This window comes from Gelidibacter sp. (genome assembly GCF_035577925.1).
In the GTDB taxonomy this organism is placed as follows: domain Bacteria; phylum Bacteroidota; class Bacteroidia; order Flavobacteriales; family Flavobacteriaceae; genus Gelidibacter.
Genome location: NZ_DATJCY010000210.1, coordinates 13,062 through 32,877, shown reverse-complemented (window position 1 = coordinate 32,877; position 19,816 = coordinate 13,062). Strand labels below are relative to the sequence as shown.

Below are 19,816 nucleotides of genomic sequence, written 5' to 3'. Positions count from 1 at the left end.
CTATATATTTTGCTAAATCTTGTGTTTGGATTTTGGTTTTAGCATAGTTTTTATGATTTTTTTGAAGAACATATTCTGCAAAAGATGCATCACGCGAAAAAATAATTTCGGTCGAAAAACCAATCTTCAATTTGAAAGTATTGCCTTTTGCCAAAAAACTTCTATGATGAAAAGGCAAAGGATTTTTTACGATTTCCAGAGAATGCTTTAGAAAATTAAGCAACGGAACGGATGGAATTTCTTTAGATATAGACATTTTACCTTGAAGCCAATTTCAATAGATCATTGAAGTCATAATCCATCATATAAAAAATTTACGAGAATAATCCCCCTTGAATTGAATTCTTAATTTTCCCGAGATGTTTATAGGCTAATTCTGTGACTTCCCTTCCACGTGGTGTACGCATTATAAAACCTTGTTGGATCAAGAAAGGTTCATAAACTTCTTCGATCGTTTCTGCACTTTCACTCACTGCTGTTGCTAAAGTTGAAATACCAACCGGTCCACCTTTGAACTTATCGATAATAGTCAACAGAATTTTATTGTCCATTTCATCGAGGCCATGAACATCCACATTTAAAGCTTTTAGCGCAAACTTGGCAATATTTATATCGATGGTTCCATTTCCTTTAATCTGCGCAAAATCGCGAACGCGGCGCAATAAGGCGTTTGAGATACGAGGTGTTCCCCTACTTCTTCCTGCAATTTCAATAGCAGCTTCCATTGAAATAGGAACGTTCAAAATTGAAGCACTACGTTGCGTAATGGTGGTCAACAATTCGGTATTATAGTATTGCAGACGACTTTGGATACCAAACCGCGCTCGCATCGGCGAGGTCAACAGTCCTGAACGGGTCGTCGCTCCAATTAATGTAAATGGGTTAAGATGAATTTGAACAGTTCTGGCGTTTGGCCCGGACTCAATCATGATATCGATTTTATAATCCTCCATAGCCGAATACAGATATTCCTCAACAATTGGACTCAACCGATGGATTTCGTCAATAAACAAAACATCACGTTCATCAAGATTGGTCAAAAGCCCAGCTAGATCGCCTGGCTTGTCTAAAACAGGTCCTGAAGTAACTTTAATGCCAACACCCAATTCGCTGGCTAGAATGTGAGCTAAAGTGGTTTTACCTAGTCCTGGAGGACCGTGAAAGAGTGTATGATCTAAAGCTTCGTTACGTTGGTTGGCAGCTTCAACAAAAATTTTCAAATTCTCCAAAACCTGATCCTGACCTGTAAAATCTTCAAAGGATAAAGGTCTCAGTTTTTTTTCTACATCAAGTTCTTCTGGAGAAAAGTTTTCGTTGGATGGGTTTAGGTTATCGTTCATCTTTAGTTCCTATGAAAACAGGAATCTCTTTTTTTTAATATTAATAACTGAAATACGTTATACGGATTGGAAACAAAGATAAACAAAAAGCCTTTCTTATTCAGAAAGGCTTTTTGTTATATAAATTAAATTTTAATGCTGTAGTTCCTCTTCACCTTCTTTTAAAGGTACATTTTGTGGCACAAAGTCATCATCATGCCCTGGTTTACTATAATCATAAGACCAACGGTAAACGTGAGGGATTTCGCCTGGCCAGTTTCCATGAATATGTTTTACTGGTGTTGTCCATTCCAAGGTTGTAGCTCTCCATGGATTTTGGACTGCTTTTTTTCCATAGAAAATACTGATAAAGAAGTTATATAAATAAACAACTTGTACCGCTCCTCCAATCAAAGCAAAAACCGTAATTACAATATTAATATTTGTCATATCATCAAACAACGGGAATGCCGAGTTGGTATAATAACGTCGAGGTAAACCAGCCAAACCAACAAAATGCATCGGGAAGAACACGCCATAGGCACAAATAGCTGTAATCCAGAAATGAATATATCCTAAGTTTTTATTCATCATTCTACCAAACATTTTTGGATACCAATGGTAAATACCGGCAAACATTCCGTAGATAGCTGAGATTCCCATTACCAAGTGGAAGTGGGCAATAACGAAATACGTATCGTGAACGTTAATATCCAAGGCACTATCTCCTACAATGATACCTGTTAATCCTCCTGTGATAAAGGTTGAAACGAATCCAATAGAGAATAGCATTGCAGGGTTCATTTGTAGATTTCCTTTCCAGATAGTAGTAATCCAGTTAAATGCTTTTACTGCTGACGGGATGGCGATCAATAACGTTGTAAAGGTAAATACTGAACCTAAGAACGGGTTCATTCCCGAAACGAACATATGGTGTCCCCAAACAATGGTGGATAAGAATGCAATGGCCAAAATAGAGGCAACCATCGCACGATATCCAAAAATTGGTTTTCGTGAATTCGTTGCTAAAACTTCAGATACAATACCCATCGCAGGAAGGATGACAATATAAACTTCAGGATGTCCTAAAAACCAGAATAAATGTTCAAAAAGCACTGGTGAGCCACCTTGATAATGCAATACTTCACCTTGAATAAAAATATCAGATAAGAAGAAGGACGTACCAAAACTTCTATCCATAATTAATAATAATGCTGCTGATAATAATACCGGGAACGATACCACACCGATGATAGCGGTCACAAAAAATGCCCAAACTGTCAACGGCAATCTTGTCATTGACATTCCCTTGGTACGCATATTAATAACCGTAACGATATAGTTTAATGATCCTAATAAAGATTGTGCAATAAACAATGCCATGGATATTAACCATAAGGTCATACCCCAACCAGATCCTGGCTGTGCCATAGGCAACGCACTTAATGGAGGATAGATTGTCCAACCGGCAGCTGCAGGTCCTGCTTCAAGAAACAGCGACGACATCATAATAATACAAGACACAAAGAAAATCCAAAACGATAGCATGTTTATGAATCCAGAGGCCATATCCCGTGCTCCAATTTGATAAGGAATCAATAAGTTACTAAAAGTACCACTTAATCCGGCGGTTAACACGAAGAACACCATGATAGTTCCGTGAATAGTAACCAAGGCCAAATAAACATCGGCGTCCATAACACCTCCCGGCGCCCACTTGCCCAGTAATGCTTCAAAAAGTATGTTTGGCTCTTCTGGCCAAGCTATTTGAATACGGAACATAAGTGACATCACGACACCGACAATTCCCATAAGCGTTCCTGTAATCAAATATTGCTTTGCGATCATTTTATGATCTTGGCTAAAAATATACTTGGTTACAAAGGTTTCTTTGTGATGATGTCCGTGACCTTCGTCATGTGCGTGAATATCTACTGCGTGTGTTGACATAATCTATAAATACTTTTTTAATACGATTTATTAACTACTATTTTAATGACTCTTTGAAGGTTTGTTGCTCTTGGATCCAAGCATTAAACTCTTCTTGTGTTTCTACAATAATGTTCATCTGCATGTTATAATGCGATTTTCCACAAATTTTATTACATAGTAAAAGGAAGTGGAAATCATATGGATCTAATGCTTCCTCGCCTTTAGCCATTAACTCGATACTTTTTTCAGCGCGAATAGCATTGATATTTTGAACTTTCTCAATCATATCAGGTTTTTCACGCATCTCCTTTGTAGTTATTGTCGGCGTGAAAGCAAACTTGGTGATCATTCCAGGCACACAGTTCATCTGCGCTCTAAAGTGAGGCATGTAAGCAGAGTGCAAAACATCTTGAGAACGGATTTCAAAAACTACAGGTTGCCCTACAACTAAATGCAATTCTTTTACTATAATATCATCGGCAGCATTTGGATCGGCCTCATCAATACCCAAAACATTTGCTCTATCAATATCAATCAATCTTACGTTGGCTTTACCTAACACATTATCTTGTCCGGCGTAACGTGCCGTCCATGCAAATTGTTGAGCATATAACTCCACCACCATAGGGTCAGAATCTTCATCAATATTCATGATCGAGGTCCACGTAAATAAACCATAAATAATTAAACCAGATAATGTTATTACTGGAATGATAGTCCAAATGGCTTCCAACGTATTGTTATCTGCGTAATAAAGCGCTTTTTTACCTTGTTCTCCTCTATACTTAAATGCGAACCAATGCAACAAAAACTGAGTAAGAGCCTGAACAACGAACAAAAGAACCATTGAAATGATCATTAAGTTATCAATTTGGGCACCATGCTCAGAAGCTGCATTTGACATCAATGGCATGTGTCCCCAATAAATCAAGCATATAATGGTAAAGATATAGATGAACGCCAAAAACCATAGCATTAAATAACCATTAACCTTATTATCGTAATCGGTTGCTATACCACCATTTGAAGTGTCAGTACTGACTTGTGCGAGATCAAATATTTTGACCAATTGCCAAATAGCTACCGCCACAAAAAGTACTATGATAAGTGTAAATAAAACAGTCATTGTCGTTATATTATTCTTTTATATTAATAATGGAAATTTTCACTTTCTTTAATGAATGGATTGTGTTTTGGAGTTAGAGGTGCTTTAGTGAGCGATGTAAATACTACAAACAAGAATAAACCTCCGAATAATAATATTGATGCAATTTCAGGAATTCCAATATACCATCTGTCTCCAACTGTTCCTGGCATAATCATAACAAATACATCAATATAATGCCCAATAAGAACTACTACACCTGCCATCATTACAAACCAAGGAACACGTTTGAATTCGCTGTTCATTAAAATTAGTAATGGGAACACGAAATTAAGAACAAGCATACCAAAGAAAGGTACTTTATAATCTTCTATTCGCGTGACGAAATAGGTAACTTCTTCTGGAATATTGGCATACCAAATAAGCATGAATTGAGAAAACCATAAATACGCCCAGAAAATACTGAACCCAAACATATACTTAGCTAAATCGTGGATATGACTATCATTAACGCTAGGCAAATATCCTTTTGTTTTTAAGTAAATTGTCACCATAGCAATTACGGTAACAGCACTTACCATCATACCTGCAAAAACGTACCAGCCAAATAGTGTACTGAACCAGTGCGGATCAACACTCATAATCCAGTCCCAAGACATGATCGATTCTGTGTACATATAAAACACTAGGAATCCAGCGGCAATTCGGAACGATTTTTTGAAATATCTATTATCACCAGGTTCGGCATTATCTTGGGCAATTGAAAATTTGCGTGCAAAATGTCTGTAAGTACACCATCCTGCAATAAAGATAATAGCTCTAATCAGGAACGCTGTAATGTTCAAATACCCAGATTTGTTTTGAATTAATTTATCACCTGCAACGACATCTTCATTCATCCAAATGAATATCTCATTATTTGTTCCGATATAATGCGATCCAACGGCAAGTGCCACTACAATTATAGCACCTGGTAGTAAATATGCCGAGATACCTTCCATAACACGCATCAATAATGGAGACCATCCTGCCTGGGCAGCAATATGGATAGCATAAAAGGCTAAAGCCCCTAGGGCTATCATCATAAAGAAAAATGCAGCGACATAAACAGCAGACCAAGGTCTCTTGGCTAATTGTTCTTGTACGTGCGTAGCATGTGAGTCATCACTAACATCATGGTCAGATGCAGCAACCTGCGCTTGCAAACCGGCCTCAGCAACTTCATGTGCATGTTCTTCAACCAACATGGTCTTGACTTCGTCTAAAGATTTATGAGATGTCATAAAACCATAAGCCACTCCTAAAACACCCAATACAACGAGGATGATTGAAAATGTCTTTAATCTATTTGAAAATGTATACATATCTATATTTAATCTTTAACAGTCTGACTTCCTCCTAATTGTGCTTTCAAATGCATAACGTAATCTACTACTTGCCAACGCTCTTCTTCATTCAATTGGTTAGCGTAAGACCCCATGACATTCTTTCCATAATGAATAGTGTGGTACACACTTCCTTGGGTCAAACCTCTACCTGGATCGTCAAATGCTGGAACTCCAAGAATTTTCTCTCGTTTCACTAAAATTCCTTGACCATCACCTTTATTTCCATGACAAACGCCGCAGTAAATGTCGTATAACACCGCTCCTCTTTGGGAATCAATCTGAGTAGAATCCAAAGGACTTACTAAAGTTGCTTTAGCCAGGTCATAGCCCTCTAAAGAACCATCTATATCAAAAGGTTTGTATCCTCTTGCAACAGTCCCTGCTACAGGCATTTTAGCTTCCATTCCATCAGGTAAGAAGTGCACTTCGCCGTAAGTTTCATATCCTATTGACTCATACATATCTGGGAAAAATTGATAATTAGGTCTGTTTTTCTTTTGGCAAGACGCAAAAGAAATCAAAACAACCATCAATCCCACTAATTTAAATAAGCTCTTCATGTGTACTAATTTGCTTTATCAATTAAAGTAATTTCTACTGCTCCAGTGTCTTTTAAAAGTTCTAGCTGCTCTTCAACATTAGCTCCAGCACTAATTTCCATTAAGAAATGATCATCCGTGGTTCTAACATCAGGATTTTCAGCCTTTTTAAATGGCCACATTCTACTACGTAAATAAAACGTTATCACCATTAAGTGAGCCGCGAAAAATACGGTTAACTCAAACATAATAGGAACAAACGCAGGCATGTTTTCAATATAACTAAAGCTTGGTTTACCTCCAATGTTCTGAGGCCAATCTTCAATCATAATGTAATTCATCAATACCACAGAAACGACCAATCCTACGAGACCATATAAAAATGATGTGATGGCAATTCTTGTCGGAGCCAACCCCATTGCTACGTCTAATCCGTGAACCGGAAAAGGCGTATATATTTCTTCAATATGATATCGTTCTGCGCGTACTTTCTTAACGGCAGCCATCAAGACATCATCATCAGTATAAAAAGCGTGAATAACTTTTGAAGAATCTTCCATGCTACTATTTATTGTTTATTAATGTTTTTGCTTGTCCTGCCCAATCATCACGTTCTGCGCGACCTGGGAATGACTCTGTAATCTCGTCTAACAAATCGTACTCTACCTTGGTCATATTACTAACTTGAACAAAGGAGAAAATACCAATGCTGTTAAGCACTTCTTCCATTTTTGGACCTATGCCGTTAATCAATTGTAGGTTATCCTTAGTATGAGATGTTTCGTCAAAAGCACCCACGGTTTCCAATAACTTACTAATAGATTTTGGATCTTGTGCCTTCTTAACTACTTTTTCTCCTGATTTTGGCACTGTGGTATAAGGAATAACTTTATGGGTTCGCGGATCGGTACCTGTTCCAACTAAACTTCCACCAGAATCACGGATTCGTTTATAACGTTCACCTGAAGACTTCATGATTGTTTTGATCTCTGCTTGCGCAATTACCGGGAAGGTACGTGCATATAATAAGAACAATACAAAGAAAAAACCAATGGTACCAATAAATACACCGATATCAACAAATGTTGGTTGGAACATTGTCCATGATGATGGTAAGTAATCTCTATGTAATGACGTAGCAATAATCACAAATCGTTCAAACCACATTCCAACGTTTACAACAATGGAAATAAAGAACGAAAACATAATACTGGTACGCAATTTCTTAAACCACATAAACTGAGGTGAAAATACGTTACAAGTCATCATTAATAAATATGCCCACCAGTAAGGTCCAGTTGCTCTATTCAAGAAAGCATATTGCTCATATTCTACTCCAGAATACCAAGCTATAAACAACTCAGTTATATAAGCAACACCTACAATAGAACCCGTAATCATGATAACGATGTTCATTAACTCAATATGCTGTACGGTAATATAGTCTTCAAGACTGACCACTTTTCTCATGATGATTAAAAGGGTGTTTACCATCGCAAATCCAGAGAAAATTGCACCAGCAACGAAGTATGGCGGGAAAATTGTTGTATGCCATCCCGGAACAATCGATGTCGCAAAGTCAAAAGACACAATGGTATGTACAGAAAGTACAAGTGGTGTTGCCAAACCAGCAAGAACCAAAGATACTTCTTCAAAACGCTGCCAGTCTTTAGCTCTACCAGACCAACCAAAACTTAACAATGAGTATATCTTTTTCTGGAATGGTTTTACAGCTCTATCACGAATCATAGCAAAGTCAGGTAATAGACCAGTCCACCAAAACACTAATGAAACTGATAAATACGTTGAAATTGCAAACACGTCCCAAAGTAACGGCGAGTTAAAGTTAACCCATAAAGACCCAAATTGATTTGGTATCGGTAGTACCCAATACCCTAACCATGGACGACCCATATGAATTAATGGAAACAAACCTGCTTGGATTACCGCAAAAATAGTCATCGCTTCGGCCGAACGGTTAATGGCCATACGCCATTTTTGACGGAATAATAACAATACCGCAGAAATCAATGTACCAGCATGACCTATACCAACCCACCAAACGAAGTTGGTAATGTCCCAGGCCCAACCAATGGTTTTATTAAGACCCCAAACACCAATTCCTGTGGCAATGGTATAAATGATACATCCAACTCCCCAAAGGAAAGCTGCTAATGAAATAGAAAATACTATCCACCAAGATTTATTGGCTTTTCCTTCTACAGGTTTAGCTATATCCACGGAAACATCGTGGTATGATTTTTCACCTAGTACTAAAGGTCTTCTAATAGGTGCTTCGTAATGAGACGCCATAATGCTTTTAGAATTATATCTTAATTAATAATTATGCTTCAGTTGTATTTCTCACGATTGTGTGGTACTGTACGTTTGGCTGTGTGCCAATGTATTCCAAGGCGTGATACATACGTTTATCTTCTTTAAGTTTTGCAACTTTACTTTCTTTATCATTGATGTCGCCAAATACCATCGCTCCAGTTCCACAAGCTGCAGAACAAGCTGTTTGGAATTCGCCATCCTTAATAACACGTCCATCACGTTTGGCATCCAGAATCGTTTTTTGTGTTTTTTGGATACACAATGAACATTTCTCCATCACTCCTCTTGAACGAACCACAACATCTGGATTAAGAACCATACGTCCTAAATCGTCATTCATATTGTAATCAAATTCATCGTTCAAATTATAACGGAACCAGTTAAAGCGACGCACTTTATAAGGACAGTTGTTAGCACAGTAACGTGTACCAACACAACGGTTATAAGCCATATGGTTTTGACCTTGACGACCATGCGAAGTTGCCGCAACAGGACAAACCGTCTCACAAGGCGCATGGTTACAGTGCTGACACATCATAGGCATAAACGCTACCTGAGGATTTGCTGCCGCTGTCTCCATGTTTTTAAGAGTAGTTCTGATACCAGTTTCACCTGTTAGACCTGATGCTGATTCTTTCTTCTCAATGTCACCAATAAAAGTATCCTCAGATGAATAGTATCTATCGATGCGCAACCAGTGCATATCTCTACTTCGTCGCATTTCTGATTTACCAACTACAGGAACGTTGTTTTCGGCATGACATGCAATCACACAAGCACCACATCCTGTACAAGCATTCAAATCAATTGACAGGTTAAAGTGATGTCCAATAGAGCGGTCAAAATCATCCCATAAATTCACCTCAGTTGATGGCGTCTCTACGTGATTTAATGATACTTTTGGAAGTGGGTTATAATATTCTTTATCTTTTGTGTTGAAAATTTCTAGTGTAGTTTCCTTGATGATATCACCACGGCCCATTAGCGTGTTATGCAACTGTACACAAGCAAATTCGTGCTCACCCGATACAACTTTTAAGGAAACATCCGTTTGGACATTATTGAAATCTTTGTAAAAAGGATAGGCATTTTTTCCAGTCTGCATTTCTTCCTTCAGTCCTTCTGTACGGCCATAACCGAATGACAGACCGATAGAACCAACCGCTTGACCTGGTTGAATAATGGCCGGAACAGTAATCACTTTACCATTAACAGTCAATTCCACCAAACTACCATTAAGACCACCATTGGCAACATGCCAATTTTTAATATTTAGATTTTTGGCATCCGCACTAGAAACTGTAACATAGTTATCCCAAGTAGTTCTTGTAATTGGATCTGGAAATTCTTGTAACCAAGGGTTATTGGCTTGTTGACCATCACCCATACCAGTTTTTGTATAAAGTTGCAATTCCAGTCCTTGTGATGCCGTAGCTGAAGCTAATGCTCTCGCTGCGTCTCCACCAGAAACAGGTGCTATCCCACCAACTACTGCTGTACCAGGTATAGAAGTTGTAGTTGTAGCTGAAGTCGTTACATATTCGTCCTGATCTTCCTTCTTAATACCAACACCTACAGCAACATCATGAATGATACCGCCAACAAAGGTTCTGTCTTTTTTATCTTTTAATTCTGTAGTAGTCGTAGTTGTAGATTTTGAGCTTGGCCCCACTGAACCTAAAGCACCAGCTAATCCAGAAGCTACAAAGACACCATCGTGCAACGCCTGATTAAACGAAGCATTACCCAACACTCCAGTACTCCAGTTTTGTTTTATAAAATCATAATATGAAAGATCGCTTTCTGTCCATTTTAACAAAGCATCCTGAAACTGGCGCGTATCAAACAACGGACGAATCGTAGGTTGCATTAAACCAAAATGACCTTTCTTAAGTTCCACATCACCCCAAGACTCTAAATAGTGTGGGGCTGCGGCGATATAACCAACATGCGATGCCGTTTCATCAGCTTTCAACGTAAACGTAATCGACAAGTCCGTTTTCTTCAATCCTTCAACAAATTCATCTGAATTTGGTAAAGTATATACAGGATTGACGCCGCTCATGATTAGTGCTCCAACTTTTCCTGCATTCATATTTGCAATTAAAGCTGACACTTCTTTATCATTACCTTGTCTCTTTTTGACAGGTGTTGCTGCATCAAATGCTTTACTTCCTAATGCGGCATTAATTTCCAATACTACGGTTTGTGCATTAACATCATTAACGCCCGATACGAGAACACCGTTGCTTCCAGCTTTTTTTAACTCGGCAGCAACTTTTTGAACCGCTTCGTCGATATGAGAAGGTAAATCTGTTGATACAGATTGACCAGTAACATAACTATATAATTTTGCCAACACTTGCTTTTGCTGTGTAGGCGTGACAGGAATACGCTTATCTGCATTAGCGCCTGTTAATGACATGTTTGATTCTATTTGAATATGTCTTGACATCTTCCCGTCTGTTGGAATACGACCTTTGGAATATCCAGATTCATATCCTCCACCTTGCCAATCACCAAGAAAATCAGCTCCAACGGAAACAATAACGCTAGCTTTATCAAATTCATAATTTGCCAAACCACGCTCACCATATTTTGCCTGGTAGGCATCCAATGCTGTAGACTCCGAAACGGCATCATAAACTACATGGCGTACATTATTATATTTTTCCTTGAATTTGGCAATCAATTTGCTGGTTGAAGGACTGGCAAAAGTTTGTGTTAATAGCACAATCTCCTTTCCGGCACTCATGATATCAGCTAACTTTTGCTTGGTTTCAGAATCGAAGGTAGCCCAAGAAATGTCCTCTTGACCTTTTTTAGGTCCTTTCACCCTCAAGTTGTCGTACAATCCTAAAATGGACGCATGCACACGTGCATTTACTCCACCTTGTGAAGCCGCCATATTATTATTATCAATCTTAATTGGACGTCCTTCTCGAGTTTTCACTAAAACACTGGAAAAATCAAAACCGTCAGCAATAGTTGTAGCATAAAAGTTAGCTACACCAGGTATGATCTCTTCGGGCTGTACAACGTAGGGAATGGATTTAATAACTGGCCCTTCACAAGCTGCCAAAGATGCGGCGGCTGTACTGAAACCAACGTATTTTAAGAAATCACGACGTGTTGTTGAAGACGATTCCAAAGTGGATTTGTTACCTAAAAACTCGTCAGTAGGAATTTCTTCAACAAATTCATTTTGTGTTAGTGCCTTAACAATCGAACTGTCTGTATTCAGCTCTTCAACACTTTTCCAGTATTTCTTGTTTGATGACATATTCTTTAATTGTTATTAATTGATCGTTCTTTATTTTCTTATGAAAACTCTAACTGTATCTTTTTTGTTTGTTTAAATCCCAAAAGGGCTCGTGCTTTTTCCTAGCGGCCAATTGACAACTTAGGAAAGTAATAGAAACTATTTTTTAGTAATGACATTTACCACATTCCAAACCACCCATTTGAGCAACAGTTAGTTTTTCTACCCCATACTTCTTAGATAGCTCTTCGTGAATTTTAGTGTAATACTCATTATTCTCAACTTTAACATCAGTTTCCCTATGGCAAGTTATACACCAGCCCATAGTTAATGACGAATGTTGCGACACAATCTCCATGGACTCTACTGGTCCATGACACGTTTGGCACTCAATCCCTCCAACAGTAACGTGTTGTGAGTGATTGAAATAAGCAAAATCAGGAAGATTATGGATACGGATCCATTTCACCGGCTGAGGCTCGCTAGTATATTTCTGCTCAGAAGGACTCCATCCAGCAGCAGCATAAAGCTTTTCAATTTCAGCATTATAATCTACGCCATAAGCACGACCTTCAGCTAAAGTTTCTTCTGAAACCTCTGAAACAGATTTATGACAATTCATACAAACGTTTAAAGAAGGAATACCAGCCGTTTTACTAACACGTGCAGAAGAGTGACAATACTTACAATCAATACCATTGTCACCGGCATGAATTCTATGCGAGTAGTGGATTGGCTGGACAGGCTCGTAACCTTGGTCTACACCTATTTGCATAAAATAGCCATAAACAAAATAGGCGCTTGCCAGCAATAATAAAACAGTAGTTACCAAAACCAAGAACTGATTTTTGATAAACGCTGTCCAGATAGACACGCCTTTACCTTCCACTTCAACGCCTTTAGCTTGAGCAAAACGATTCAATGTGCGTCTTACCAAAACCAACGCCAAGGCCAATAACCCGAATAAAACAGCTAATGCGCCAAGAATCAATTCGTTTGAAACCCCTCCTGAAGAAGAAGAACTCCCTGAACCTGAAGCAACACCTGCTTCTGGAGCTTTAGGAACCGCCTTTTCTTGAGCTGTATAAGCCAAAATATCACTGATATCCTGATCTGACAACTGCGGGAAAGGCATCATTGGGAGCTTGTTATAGTCGTTGTAAATCTTGTTGGCATAGGCATCACCAGACTTAATAAGTCCAGCACTATTGCGAATCCAAGCCTGCAACCAAGCTCTATCAAGACCTTGCTCGTCGGCTAATATTTGCTCAATGTTACGCAAGGGAGGTCCAGTCATAGGACCATCTAATTTATGGCATGCGGCACAATTAGCATTATATAATGTTTTTCCTTTGGCAGGATCACCTTCTTGAGCGTGAAGTGATGTTGTAAACGCAAGTACAATAAAAAATCCTAATTTTAATATATTAGAAGTCAAATTACGGTATATCACCTGTTTCATATTGTTAGTTGAGTTAGCTTCCAAACTTTGGTATGATTTTTTCATGTGAGAAAGAAAAAATACAGTTATAAAATCTCTGCCAAAAGTAATACTTAAAGTCGATTTTAGAAATGTTACAGAACTGTTAGTTGCTAATTTATAAACGTTCTAAATAATAAAATGGGTGTGTTTTGGTTAAATATTTCTAGCAATGCGCATTAAAGAATAATTTTAATATTTTTGCACAACCCTAGATAGTTTACAAATATCTTATTTACAATTAAAAATCAATTCATTCGTTAAAAAAAACCATTCTATGCTTAAACCTATTGCAAAACTATCATTTATAGCACTTTTATTTGTTTCAACTTTACCTGATTTACAAGCCCAACAAGGAGTCGTAACAATTAATCAAGATAAGGATATTGACAAGCTTTTAGAATTCAAAAAAGATTTGGCAACCGTGAATGCATTTACCATCCAAATTTTTTCAGGCTCAAGCAGATCTGCACGAAGTGATGCACAAGCCATCAAAACCCAGGTCACAACACTTTTCCCAGATTGGGCTAATTTTATTGAGTACGAGCAACCGAACTACAAAATAAGAGTAGGTAATTTCAGAACGCGATTAGAAGCAGACCGCGCACTCATTACGGTTAAAAAAAGTTATGCCAATGCTTTTATTCTTCAACCCAAAAAGAGCTAAAACGGCTTTATAGTTTTAGATAAACAATTAATCGAATCTTGATTTAAGATTAAATCAAACCTTTACAGAAATTATCATTCCAATAATCAAAACTTCTTTTTTAGAACAATAAAGTGGCATTTAGAATCCAAAATAACAGGATTCCATATAATCGGAATACGTATTGACCACACCAAAATAAAAAAAGCGACTCGTTGGAGTCGCTTTTTGATTATAATAATTACTAATTATTTCAATTTCTTTTTTACTTCTACTTCATGGAAGGCTTCAATAACATCATTCTCGTAAATGTCATTATAATTCTTAATCTGCATTCCACAATCATAGCCTTTAGAAACTTCTCTAACGTCGTCTTTAAATCGTTTTAATGATGCCAGCTCGCCTGTATAAACTACAACACCTTCTCTAATTAAACGGATACTTGAGTTTCTGAATATCTTACCGGAAGTAACCATACATCCAGCAATTGATCCAATTTTAGAAACTCTAAAGATTTCTCTAATTTCGGCTGTACCAGTGATTTCTTCTTTAAGCTCTGGAGACAACATACCTTCCATTGCATCTTTAAGGTCGTTGATAGCATCGTATATAATAGAATACATTCTGATATCGATTTCTTCCTTATCGGCAATTTGACGTGCATTGCCCATTGGTCTTACGTTAAACCCAATGATAATCGCATCAGACGCTGTTGCCAATAAAACATCACTTTCAGTAATTGCACCCACACCTTTATGGATAATGTTGACTTGAATCTCTTCTGTAGAAAGTTTTTGGAAGGAATCTGTCAACGCTTCCACTGATCCGTCAACATCACCTTTAAGGATAATGTTCAACTCTTGGAAGTCTCCAAGTGCAATACGTCGGCCAATCTCATCTAGGGTAATATGACGTTGTGTTCTGACCGACTGCTCACGCTGCAATTGCATACGCTTTGCCGCAATTTGTCGTGCTTCACGTTCATCGTCAAAGACAGTAAATTTATCTCCTGCTTGAGGCGCGCCATCCAGCCCTAAAATAGATACTGGGGTAGATGGTCCGGCAGATTTAACTTCCTTACCACGCTCATCTTGCATAGCTCTTACTTTACCGCTATTTTTCCCAGCAAGTACATAATCACCAACTCGTAAGGTTCCGGCCTGTACTAATATTGTAGATACATATCCCCTACCTTTATCCAGAAATGCTTCAACCACAGTTCCTTCTGCACGTTTATTAGGATTTGCTTTAAGCTCTAATAACTCAGCTTCAAGAAGTACTTTTTCCAATAAATCCTTAACACCCAAACCAGTTTTGGCTGATATGTCTTGAGATTGAACTTTCCCTCCCCAATCTTCAACTAATAGGTTCATTTGTGCTAAAGCTTCTTTTACTTTTTCAGGATTTGCCGTTGGCTTATCGATTTTATTAATTGCAAAAATAATTGGCACACCAGCGGCTTGCGCATGGGAAATAGCCTCCTTGGTTTGAGGCATGATGGAATCATCCGCAGCAATCACAATAATAACTAAATCGGTAATTTGCGCACCACGAGCTCGCATCGCCGTAAAAGCCTCGTGACCTGGCGTATCTAAGAAAGCTACCCTTTGACCATTTTCCAACTGGACAGCATAAGCACCGATATGCTGAGTAATTCCACCCGACTCACCAGCAATAACATTTTCTTTACGGATATAATCCAAAAGTGATGTTTTTCCGTGGTCAACGTGTCCCATTACAGTAACAATTGGCGCACGCGATCTTAAGTCTTCTGGTTTATCTTCAATAACTTCAATACTGTCTTCAAGATCAGAAGTCACAAATTCAACGTCGTATCCAAACTCATCGGCAACAACTGATAAAGTCTCAGCATCCAAACGTTGGTTCATGGTTACCATCATTCCGAGCGACATACATGCCGAAATAATTTGTGTTACAGGAACGTCCATCATCGTTGCGACTTCACTTGCTGTAACAAACTCCGTTACTTTCAATACTTTGCTTTCCGCTTCTTGCTGCTCAATATCCTTTTCTGTCTGTTGACGGTGTTGATCTCTCTTGTCTCTTCTATATTTAGCACCTTTGCCTCTATTAGACTTACCTTGAAGCTTTTCTAAGGTCTCACGAACCTGCTTTTGTACATCAGCTTCACTTGGCTCTTCTTTTACGGTACTGGTTCGTCCACCACCTTTTCCTTTATAATTAGGACTTGTAGCTCCTCCTCTGTTGGAGGCAAACGCTGGTTTTGCACCACCAGGAGCACCAGGTGTAGCAGGACCTTTACTAATACGGCGTCTTTTTTTCTTGTTGGCATCGCCGGCTGCAGCTTTTTTATCTTCTTTCTTCTTTTTTGGTTTCTCAAATTGAGAAAGATCAATCTTTTCTCCAGCAATTTTAGGACCGGTCAACTTTTGATATTGCGTAACAATCTGTTCATCATCAACACCTGTAGTTTCGAGGACATCTGGCTTCTCGACTTTTTTTGGCTTTTTCGGCTTCTCAGATTTTTCAACCTTTTCAGTCTTTTCAACTTTAGGAGTCACCTCAACAGAAAGAGGTTCGTCATTAGTTTTTTCAACTTGTTTAGGTTCTTCATTAACGATTTCCGGCTTGATTTCCACTTTTGGGGTTTCTTCAACAGGAACAGAAGGTTGTACAACAGGCTCTGGTTGCTTTTCAACTTCTACTGGCTTTTCCTCCTTAGGACTTTCCACTTTTTTAGGTTCCAAATCAATTTTCCCAACTTGCCTTGGCCCACTTAATTCAGCTCTAGCCCTTATGATGTTTTTGCTGGCTTCTTCCTTCCTTTGTTTTTCCTCAATCTCACGCTCACGTTGCTCACGTAACTCTTCCTTTTCTTTCAACTTGGCCTCACTAACCTCCTGAGAGGCTTGTTTTTTATTGGCATCCGTTTGAAATTCATTGGAAAGAATCGCATGAACATCATCTGAAATTTTTGTATTAGGACTCTTATCCACAGCAATGCCCTTTGATTCCAAAAAATCAACAGCACGGTCAATAGAAATATTGAGTTCTCTTAATACTTTATTTAATCTAATTGTATCAGCCATAAATTGCTTCTAATATAACTTAAATATGTGTTATTCTTCAAATTCTTCCTTAAGAATCCTGATAACATCTAAAATGGTTTCTTCTTCTAAATCGGTTCTTTTAACCAAATCCTGAACATCTTGCTCTAATATACTCTTGGCGGTATCTAAACCTGCTTTGCTGAATTCTGCAATAATCCAGCCTTCAATTTCGTCCGTAAATTCTGATAATTCGACATCTTCTTCTGCGCCTTCTCTAAACACATCAATCTCATAACCCGTTAATTGCCCTGCCAAACGGATGTTATGACCGCCTCTACCAATCGCTTTGCTAACCTCCTCGGGTTTAAGAATTACTTCGGCACGTTTAGTCTCTTCATTGATCTTTACAGAGGTCACTCTTGCCGGACTCAAGGCACGGGTAATGAACAGTTGAACGTTATTGGTATAATTGATTACGTCAATATTCTCATTGCCCAACTCTCTTACAATACCATGTATTCTTGAACCTTTCATACCTACACAAGCGCCAACGGGATCAATTCTATCATCATAAGAATCGACTGCTACTTTAGCCTTTTCGCCTGGCATTCTAACCACTTTCTTGATTGTAATCAGTCCGTCAAAAACTTCGGGAATTTCCTGCTCAAATAATTTTTCCAAAAACACATCAGCTGTTCTAGACATGATAATGGTTGGCTTGTTTCCTTTTAACTCGACGCTTTCAATAATTCCTTTTACATTTTCACCTTTGCGGAAAAAATCGGATGGAATTTGTTTTTCTTTTGGAAGGATGATTTCGTTGCCTTCATCATCCAAAAGGATAATGGCTCTATGACGAATATGATGTACTTCTGCAGTATAAATATCGCCAACTAGATCCTTGAAATGTTTGTAAATGTTAGTATTGTCATGCTCATGGATTTTAGAAATCAGATTTTGACGTAATGCCAAAATCGAACGTCTTCCTAAATCAATAAGCTTCACTTCTTCTGCTACATCTTCACCAACTTCAAAGTCAGGTTCAATTTTACGCGCTTCGGACAATTCAATTTCCTGATTAGGTTCTTCTACCTCACCATCAGCCACAACAATCCTGTTTCTCCAAATCTCCAAATCCCCTTTATCAGGATTTATAATGATATCAAAGTTATCGTCATCACCATACTTCTTTTTTAGAGCGTTTCTTAAAACATCTTCTAAAATTGCCATTAACGTTACACGATCTATTAATTTATCGTCTTTAAATTCTGAAAAAGAATCAATTAACGCTATATTTTCCATAATTACTTCGAATTAAAATTTTATTATCACTTTAGCTTCTAAAATATCCTCATATTTAATTTTAGCCTGCTTTATTACCTCTGTCTTACCTTTACCTACTGGCTTTGGTTCTTTTGCGCTCCACTCCAAAGTTACTTCAATATCATCAACTTCAGTCAAAACACCTTCAATATTTACATCGGGATTTGCCTTAACCTCTAAAGTTCTGCCGATATTTTTTTTGTACTGTCTTTTATTTACCAAAGGAGAAGTTGCTCCAGCTGAAGCCACATCTAACGAAAAATCATCGTCTTCCCTATCCAAATTATGTTCTATGGCACGGCTCATGAATATACAATCCTCAACAGTCACACCATTATCACCGTCAATCACAACGGTGATTTTATTATCGGGAAGCAAACTAAAATCGATTAAAAAAAGATCTGGCCTCTCCTCCAATCCTCGCTCTATCAAATCTTTAACTATGGTTTCGCTTAGCATTATATTAGTATAAAAAGAGGGGACTCCCTTGTCCCCTCATGTTTTCTTTTATCATTCAGCGGTGCAAATATACAATTTTATTATTGATTTATCCAAAGCATATAAAGTCGATTTCAATTATTATTTTTATATTTATTGAACAATTTCTTGTATTATGAAAAAAATATTGGTCCCTACAGACTTCTCAGAGCAAGCAGAGAACGCCTTAAAAGTAGCCGTTCAATTAGCTAAAAAATACGATTCCGAAATTTATTTACTCCACATGCTAGAACTCCCCATGCAAGATTTTGATGTGATGAACAGCCCAAGCGCTGTACCCGAAGCCATGTTTTTCATAAAACTGGCAGAGCAACGGTTTGAAGCATTATTGGCAAAAGAATTCCTCAAAGGGGTCAAGGTCCATGATATTGTAAAAAACTTCCCATCATTCAGCGGCATTGTTGATACATGCCATGAACACAATGTGGACCTCATTGTTATGGGATCTTATGGTGCTAGCGGATTTAAGGAGATGTTTATTGGCTCCAATGCCGAAAAAGTAGTTCGCACCTCCCACATCCCCGTTTTGGTAATTAAAAGCAGCCATGACAAATTTAACATAGACCGTTTTGTTTTTGCATCCGATTTTAAAAAGGATAACAAAGAAACTTACAGACAGGCTACAGAATTTGCCAAGGCATTTGGAGCAAAAATGTATCTGCTGATGGTCAACACGGCCAATAATTTTATTTCAACCTCCGAAGCTAATCGTCGGATAGAAGATTTCATCAAAGATTATGACTTCATGGATTATACTATCCATATTTATAATGATGAAAGCGTAGAAGCTGGGATTTTGAATTTTGCCAAAGAAATCGATGCAGATTTGATTGGGATTAGCACTCATGGCAGACAAGGAATTGCGCACTTCTTTAATGGAAGTATTGGTGAAGATGTAGTCAACCATGCCAAAAGACCTGTAATAACCTTTAAGATTTAAAAACGAAAAATCCCG

The 19,816-nt window shown here is 38.0% G+C and carries 14 protein-coding genes and 1 pseudogene; 2 read left to right on the top strand and 13 right to left on the bottom strand.

Going from position 1 to position 19,816, the window contains the following annotated elements; translation table 11 throughout:
* From VNJ50_RS08405 to VNJ50_RS08360, 10 genes and pseudogenes are all read right to left on the bottom strand, one after another.
* Positions 1-256 (bottom strand): annotated as a pseudogene (locus VNJ50_RS08405) (cytochrome P450); the annotation flags it as partial.
* A 58-nt stretch (positions 257-314) separates the two neighbouring features.
* Positions 315-1,340 (bottom strand): Holliday junction branch migration DNA helicase RuvB, encoded by a 1,026-nt coding sequence (gene ruvB / locus VNJ50_RS08400; protein WP_325580860.1) that lies wholly within the window; start codon positions 1,338-1,340, stop codon positions 315-317.
* Positions 1,341-1,472: 132 nt separating this feature from the next.
* A complete protein-coding gene (locus tag VNJ50_RS08395) occupies positions 1,473-3,269 on the bottom strand; it encodes a cytochrome c oxidase subunit I (protein ID WP_325580858.1) in 1,797 nt (598 codons plus the stop codon).
* Between the two features lie 37 nt (positions 3,270-3,306).
* Entirely contained in the window at positions 3,307-4,377 is a 1,071-nt protein-coding gene (locus VNJ50_RS08390; protein ID WP_325580856.1) for a cytochrome c oxidase subunit II, read from the bottom strand.
* A 23-nt stretch (positions 4,378-4,400) separates the two neighbouring features.
* Positions 4,401-5,720 carry a quinol:cytochrome C oxidoreductase gene (locus tag VNJ50_RS08385; RefSeq protein WP_325580854.1) on the bottom strand — a complete coding sequence of 440 codons (1,320 nt, stop codon included), beginning with the start codon at positions 5,718-5,720 and terminating at the stop codon, positions 4,401-4,403.
* Between the two features lie 8 nt (positions 5,721-5,728).
* Positions 5,729-6,169, bottom strand: a complete 441-nt coding sequence (locus VNJ50_RS08380; protein WP_325580852.1) for a cytochrome c — start codon at positions 6,167-6,169, stop codon at positions 5,729-5,731.
* A 140-nt stretch (positions 6,170-6,309) separates the two neighbouring features.
* On the bottom strand, positions 6,310-6,843 hold the full coding sequence (locus VNJ50_RS08375) for a DUF3341 domain-containing protein (protein WP_325580850.1): 534 nt from the start codon (positions 6,841-6,843) through the stop codon (positions 6,310-6,312).
* A 4-nt stretch (positions 6,844-6,847) separates the two neighbouring features.
* Positions 6,848-8,596 (bottom strand): NrfD/PsrC family molybdoenzyme membrane anchor subunit, encoded by a 1,749-nt coding sequence (gene nrfD, locus VNJ50_RS08370; RefSeq protein WP_325580848.1) that lies wholly within the window; start codon positions 8,594-8,596, stop codon positions 6,848-6,850.
* A 31-nt stretch (positions 8,597-8,627) separates the two neighbouring features.
* Positions 8,628-11,903, bottom strand: a complete 3,276-nt coding sequence (locus VNJ50_RS08365) for a TAT-variant-translocated molybdopterin oxidoreductase (RefSeq protein WP_325580846.1) — start codon at positions 11,901-11,903, stop codon at positions 8,628-8,630.
* 145 nt (positions 11,904-12,048) lie between these two features.
* On the bottom strand, positions 12,049-13,344 hold the full coding sequence (locus VNJ50_RS08360; protein ID WP_325580862.1) for a c-type cytochrome: 1,296 nt from the start codon (positions 13,342-13,344) through the stop codon (positions 12,049-12,051).
* A 295-nt stretch (positions 13,345-13,639) separates the two neighbouring features.
* On the opposite strand from VNJ50_RS08360, the gene VNJ50_RS08355 reads away from it, so the two are divergent.
* Positions 13,640-14,029 (top strand): SPOR domain-containing protein, encoded by a 390-nt coding sequence (locus VNJ50_RS08355; protein WP_325580844.1) that lies wholly within the window; start codon positions 13,640-13,642, stop codon positions 14,027-14,029.
* Between the two features lie 227 nt (positions 14,030-14,256).
* Here the strand turns inward: VNJ50_RS08355 and infB are convergent, their stop codons facing one another.
* From infB to rimP, 3 genes are read right to left on the bottom strand one after another with little or no spacing between them, the layout of a single operon-like run.
* A complete protein-coding gene (gene infB, locus VNJ50_RS08350) occupies positions 14,257-17,079 on the bottom strand; it encodes a translation initiation factor IF-2 (RefSeq protein WP_325580842.1) in 2,823 nt (940 codons plus the stop codon).
* A gap of 30 nt (positions 17,080-17,109) precedes the next feature.
* Positions 17,110-18,342, bottom strand: a complete 1,233-nt coding sequence (gene nusA, locus VNJ50_RS08345; RefSeq protein WP_325580840.1) for a transcription termination factor NusA — start codon at positions 18,340-18,342, stop codon at positions 17,110-17,112.
* A gap of 12 nt (positions 18,343-18,354) precedes the next feature.
* Positions 18,355-18,822 (bottom strand): ribosome assembly cofactor RimP, encoded by a 468-nt coding sequence (gene rimP / locus VNJ50_RS08340; RefSeq protein WP_325580838.1) that lies wholly within the window; start codon positions 18,820-18,822, stop codon positions 18,355-18,357.
* A gap of 154 nt (positions 18,823-18,976) precedes the next feature.
* On the opposite strand from rimP, the gene VNJ50_RS08335 reads away from it, so the two are divergent.
* The gene (locus VNJ50_RS08335; RefSeq protein ID WP_325580836.1) at positions 18,977-19,801 is read left to right on the top strand and encodes a universal stress protein; all 825 of its coding nucleotides are present in this window, start codon (positions 18,977-18,979) and stop codon (positions 19,799-19,801) included.
* The last annotated feature ends 15 nt before the right edge of the window (positions 19,802-19,816 follow it).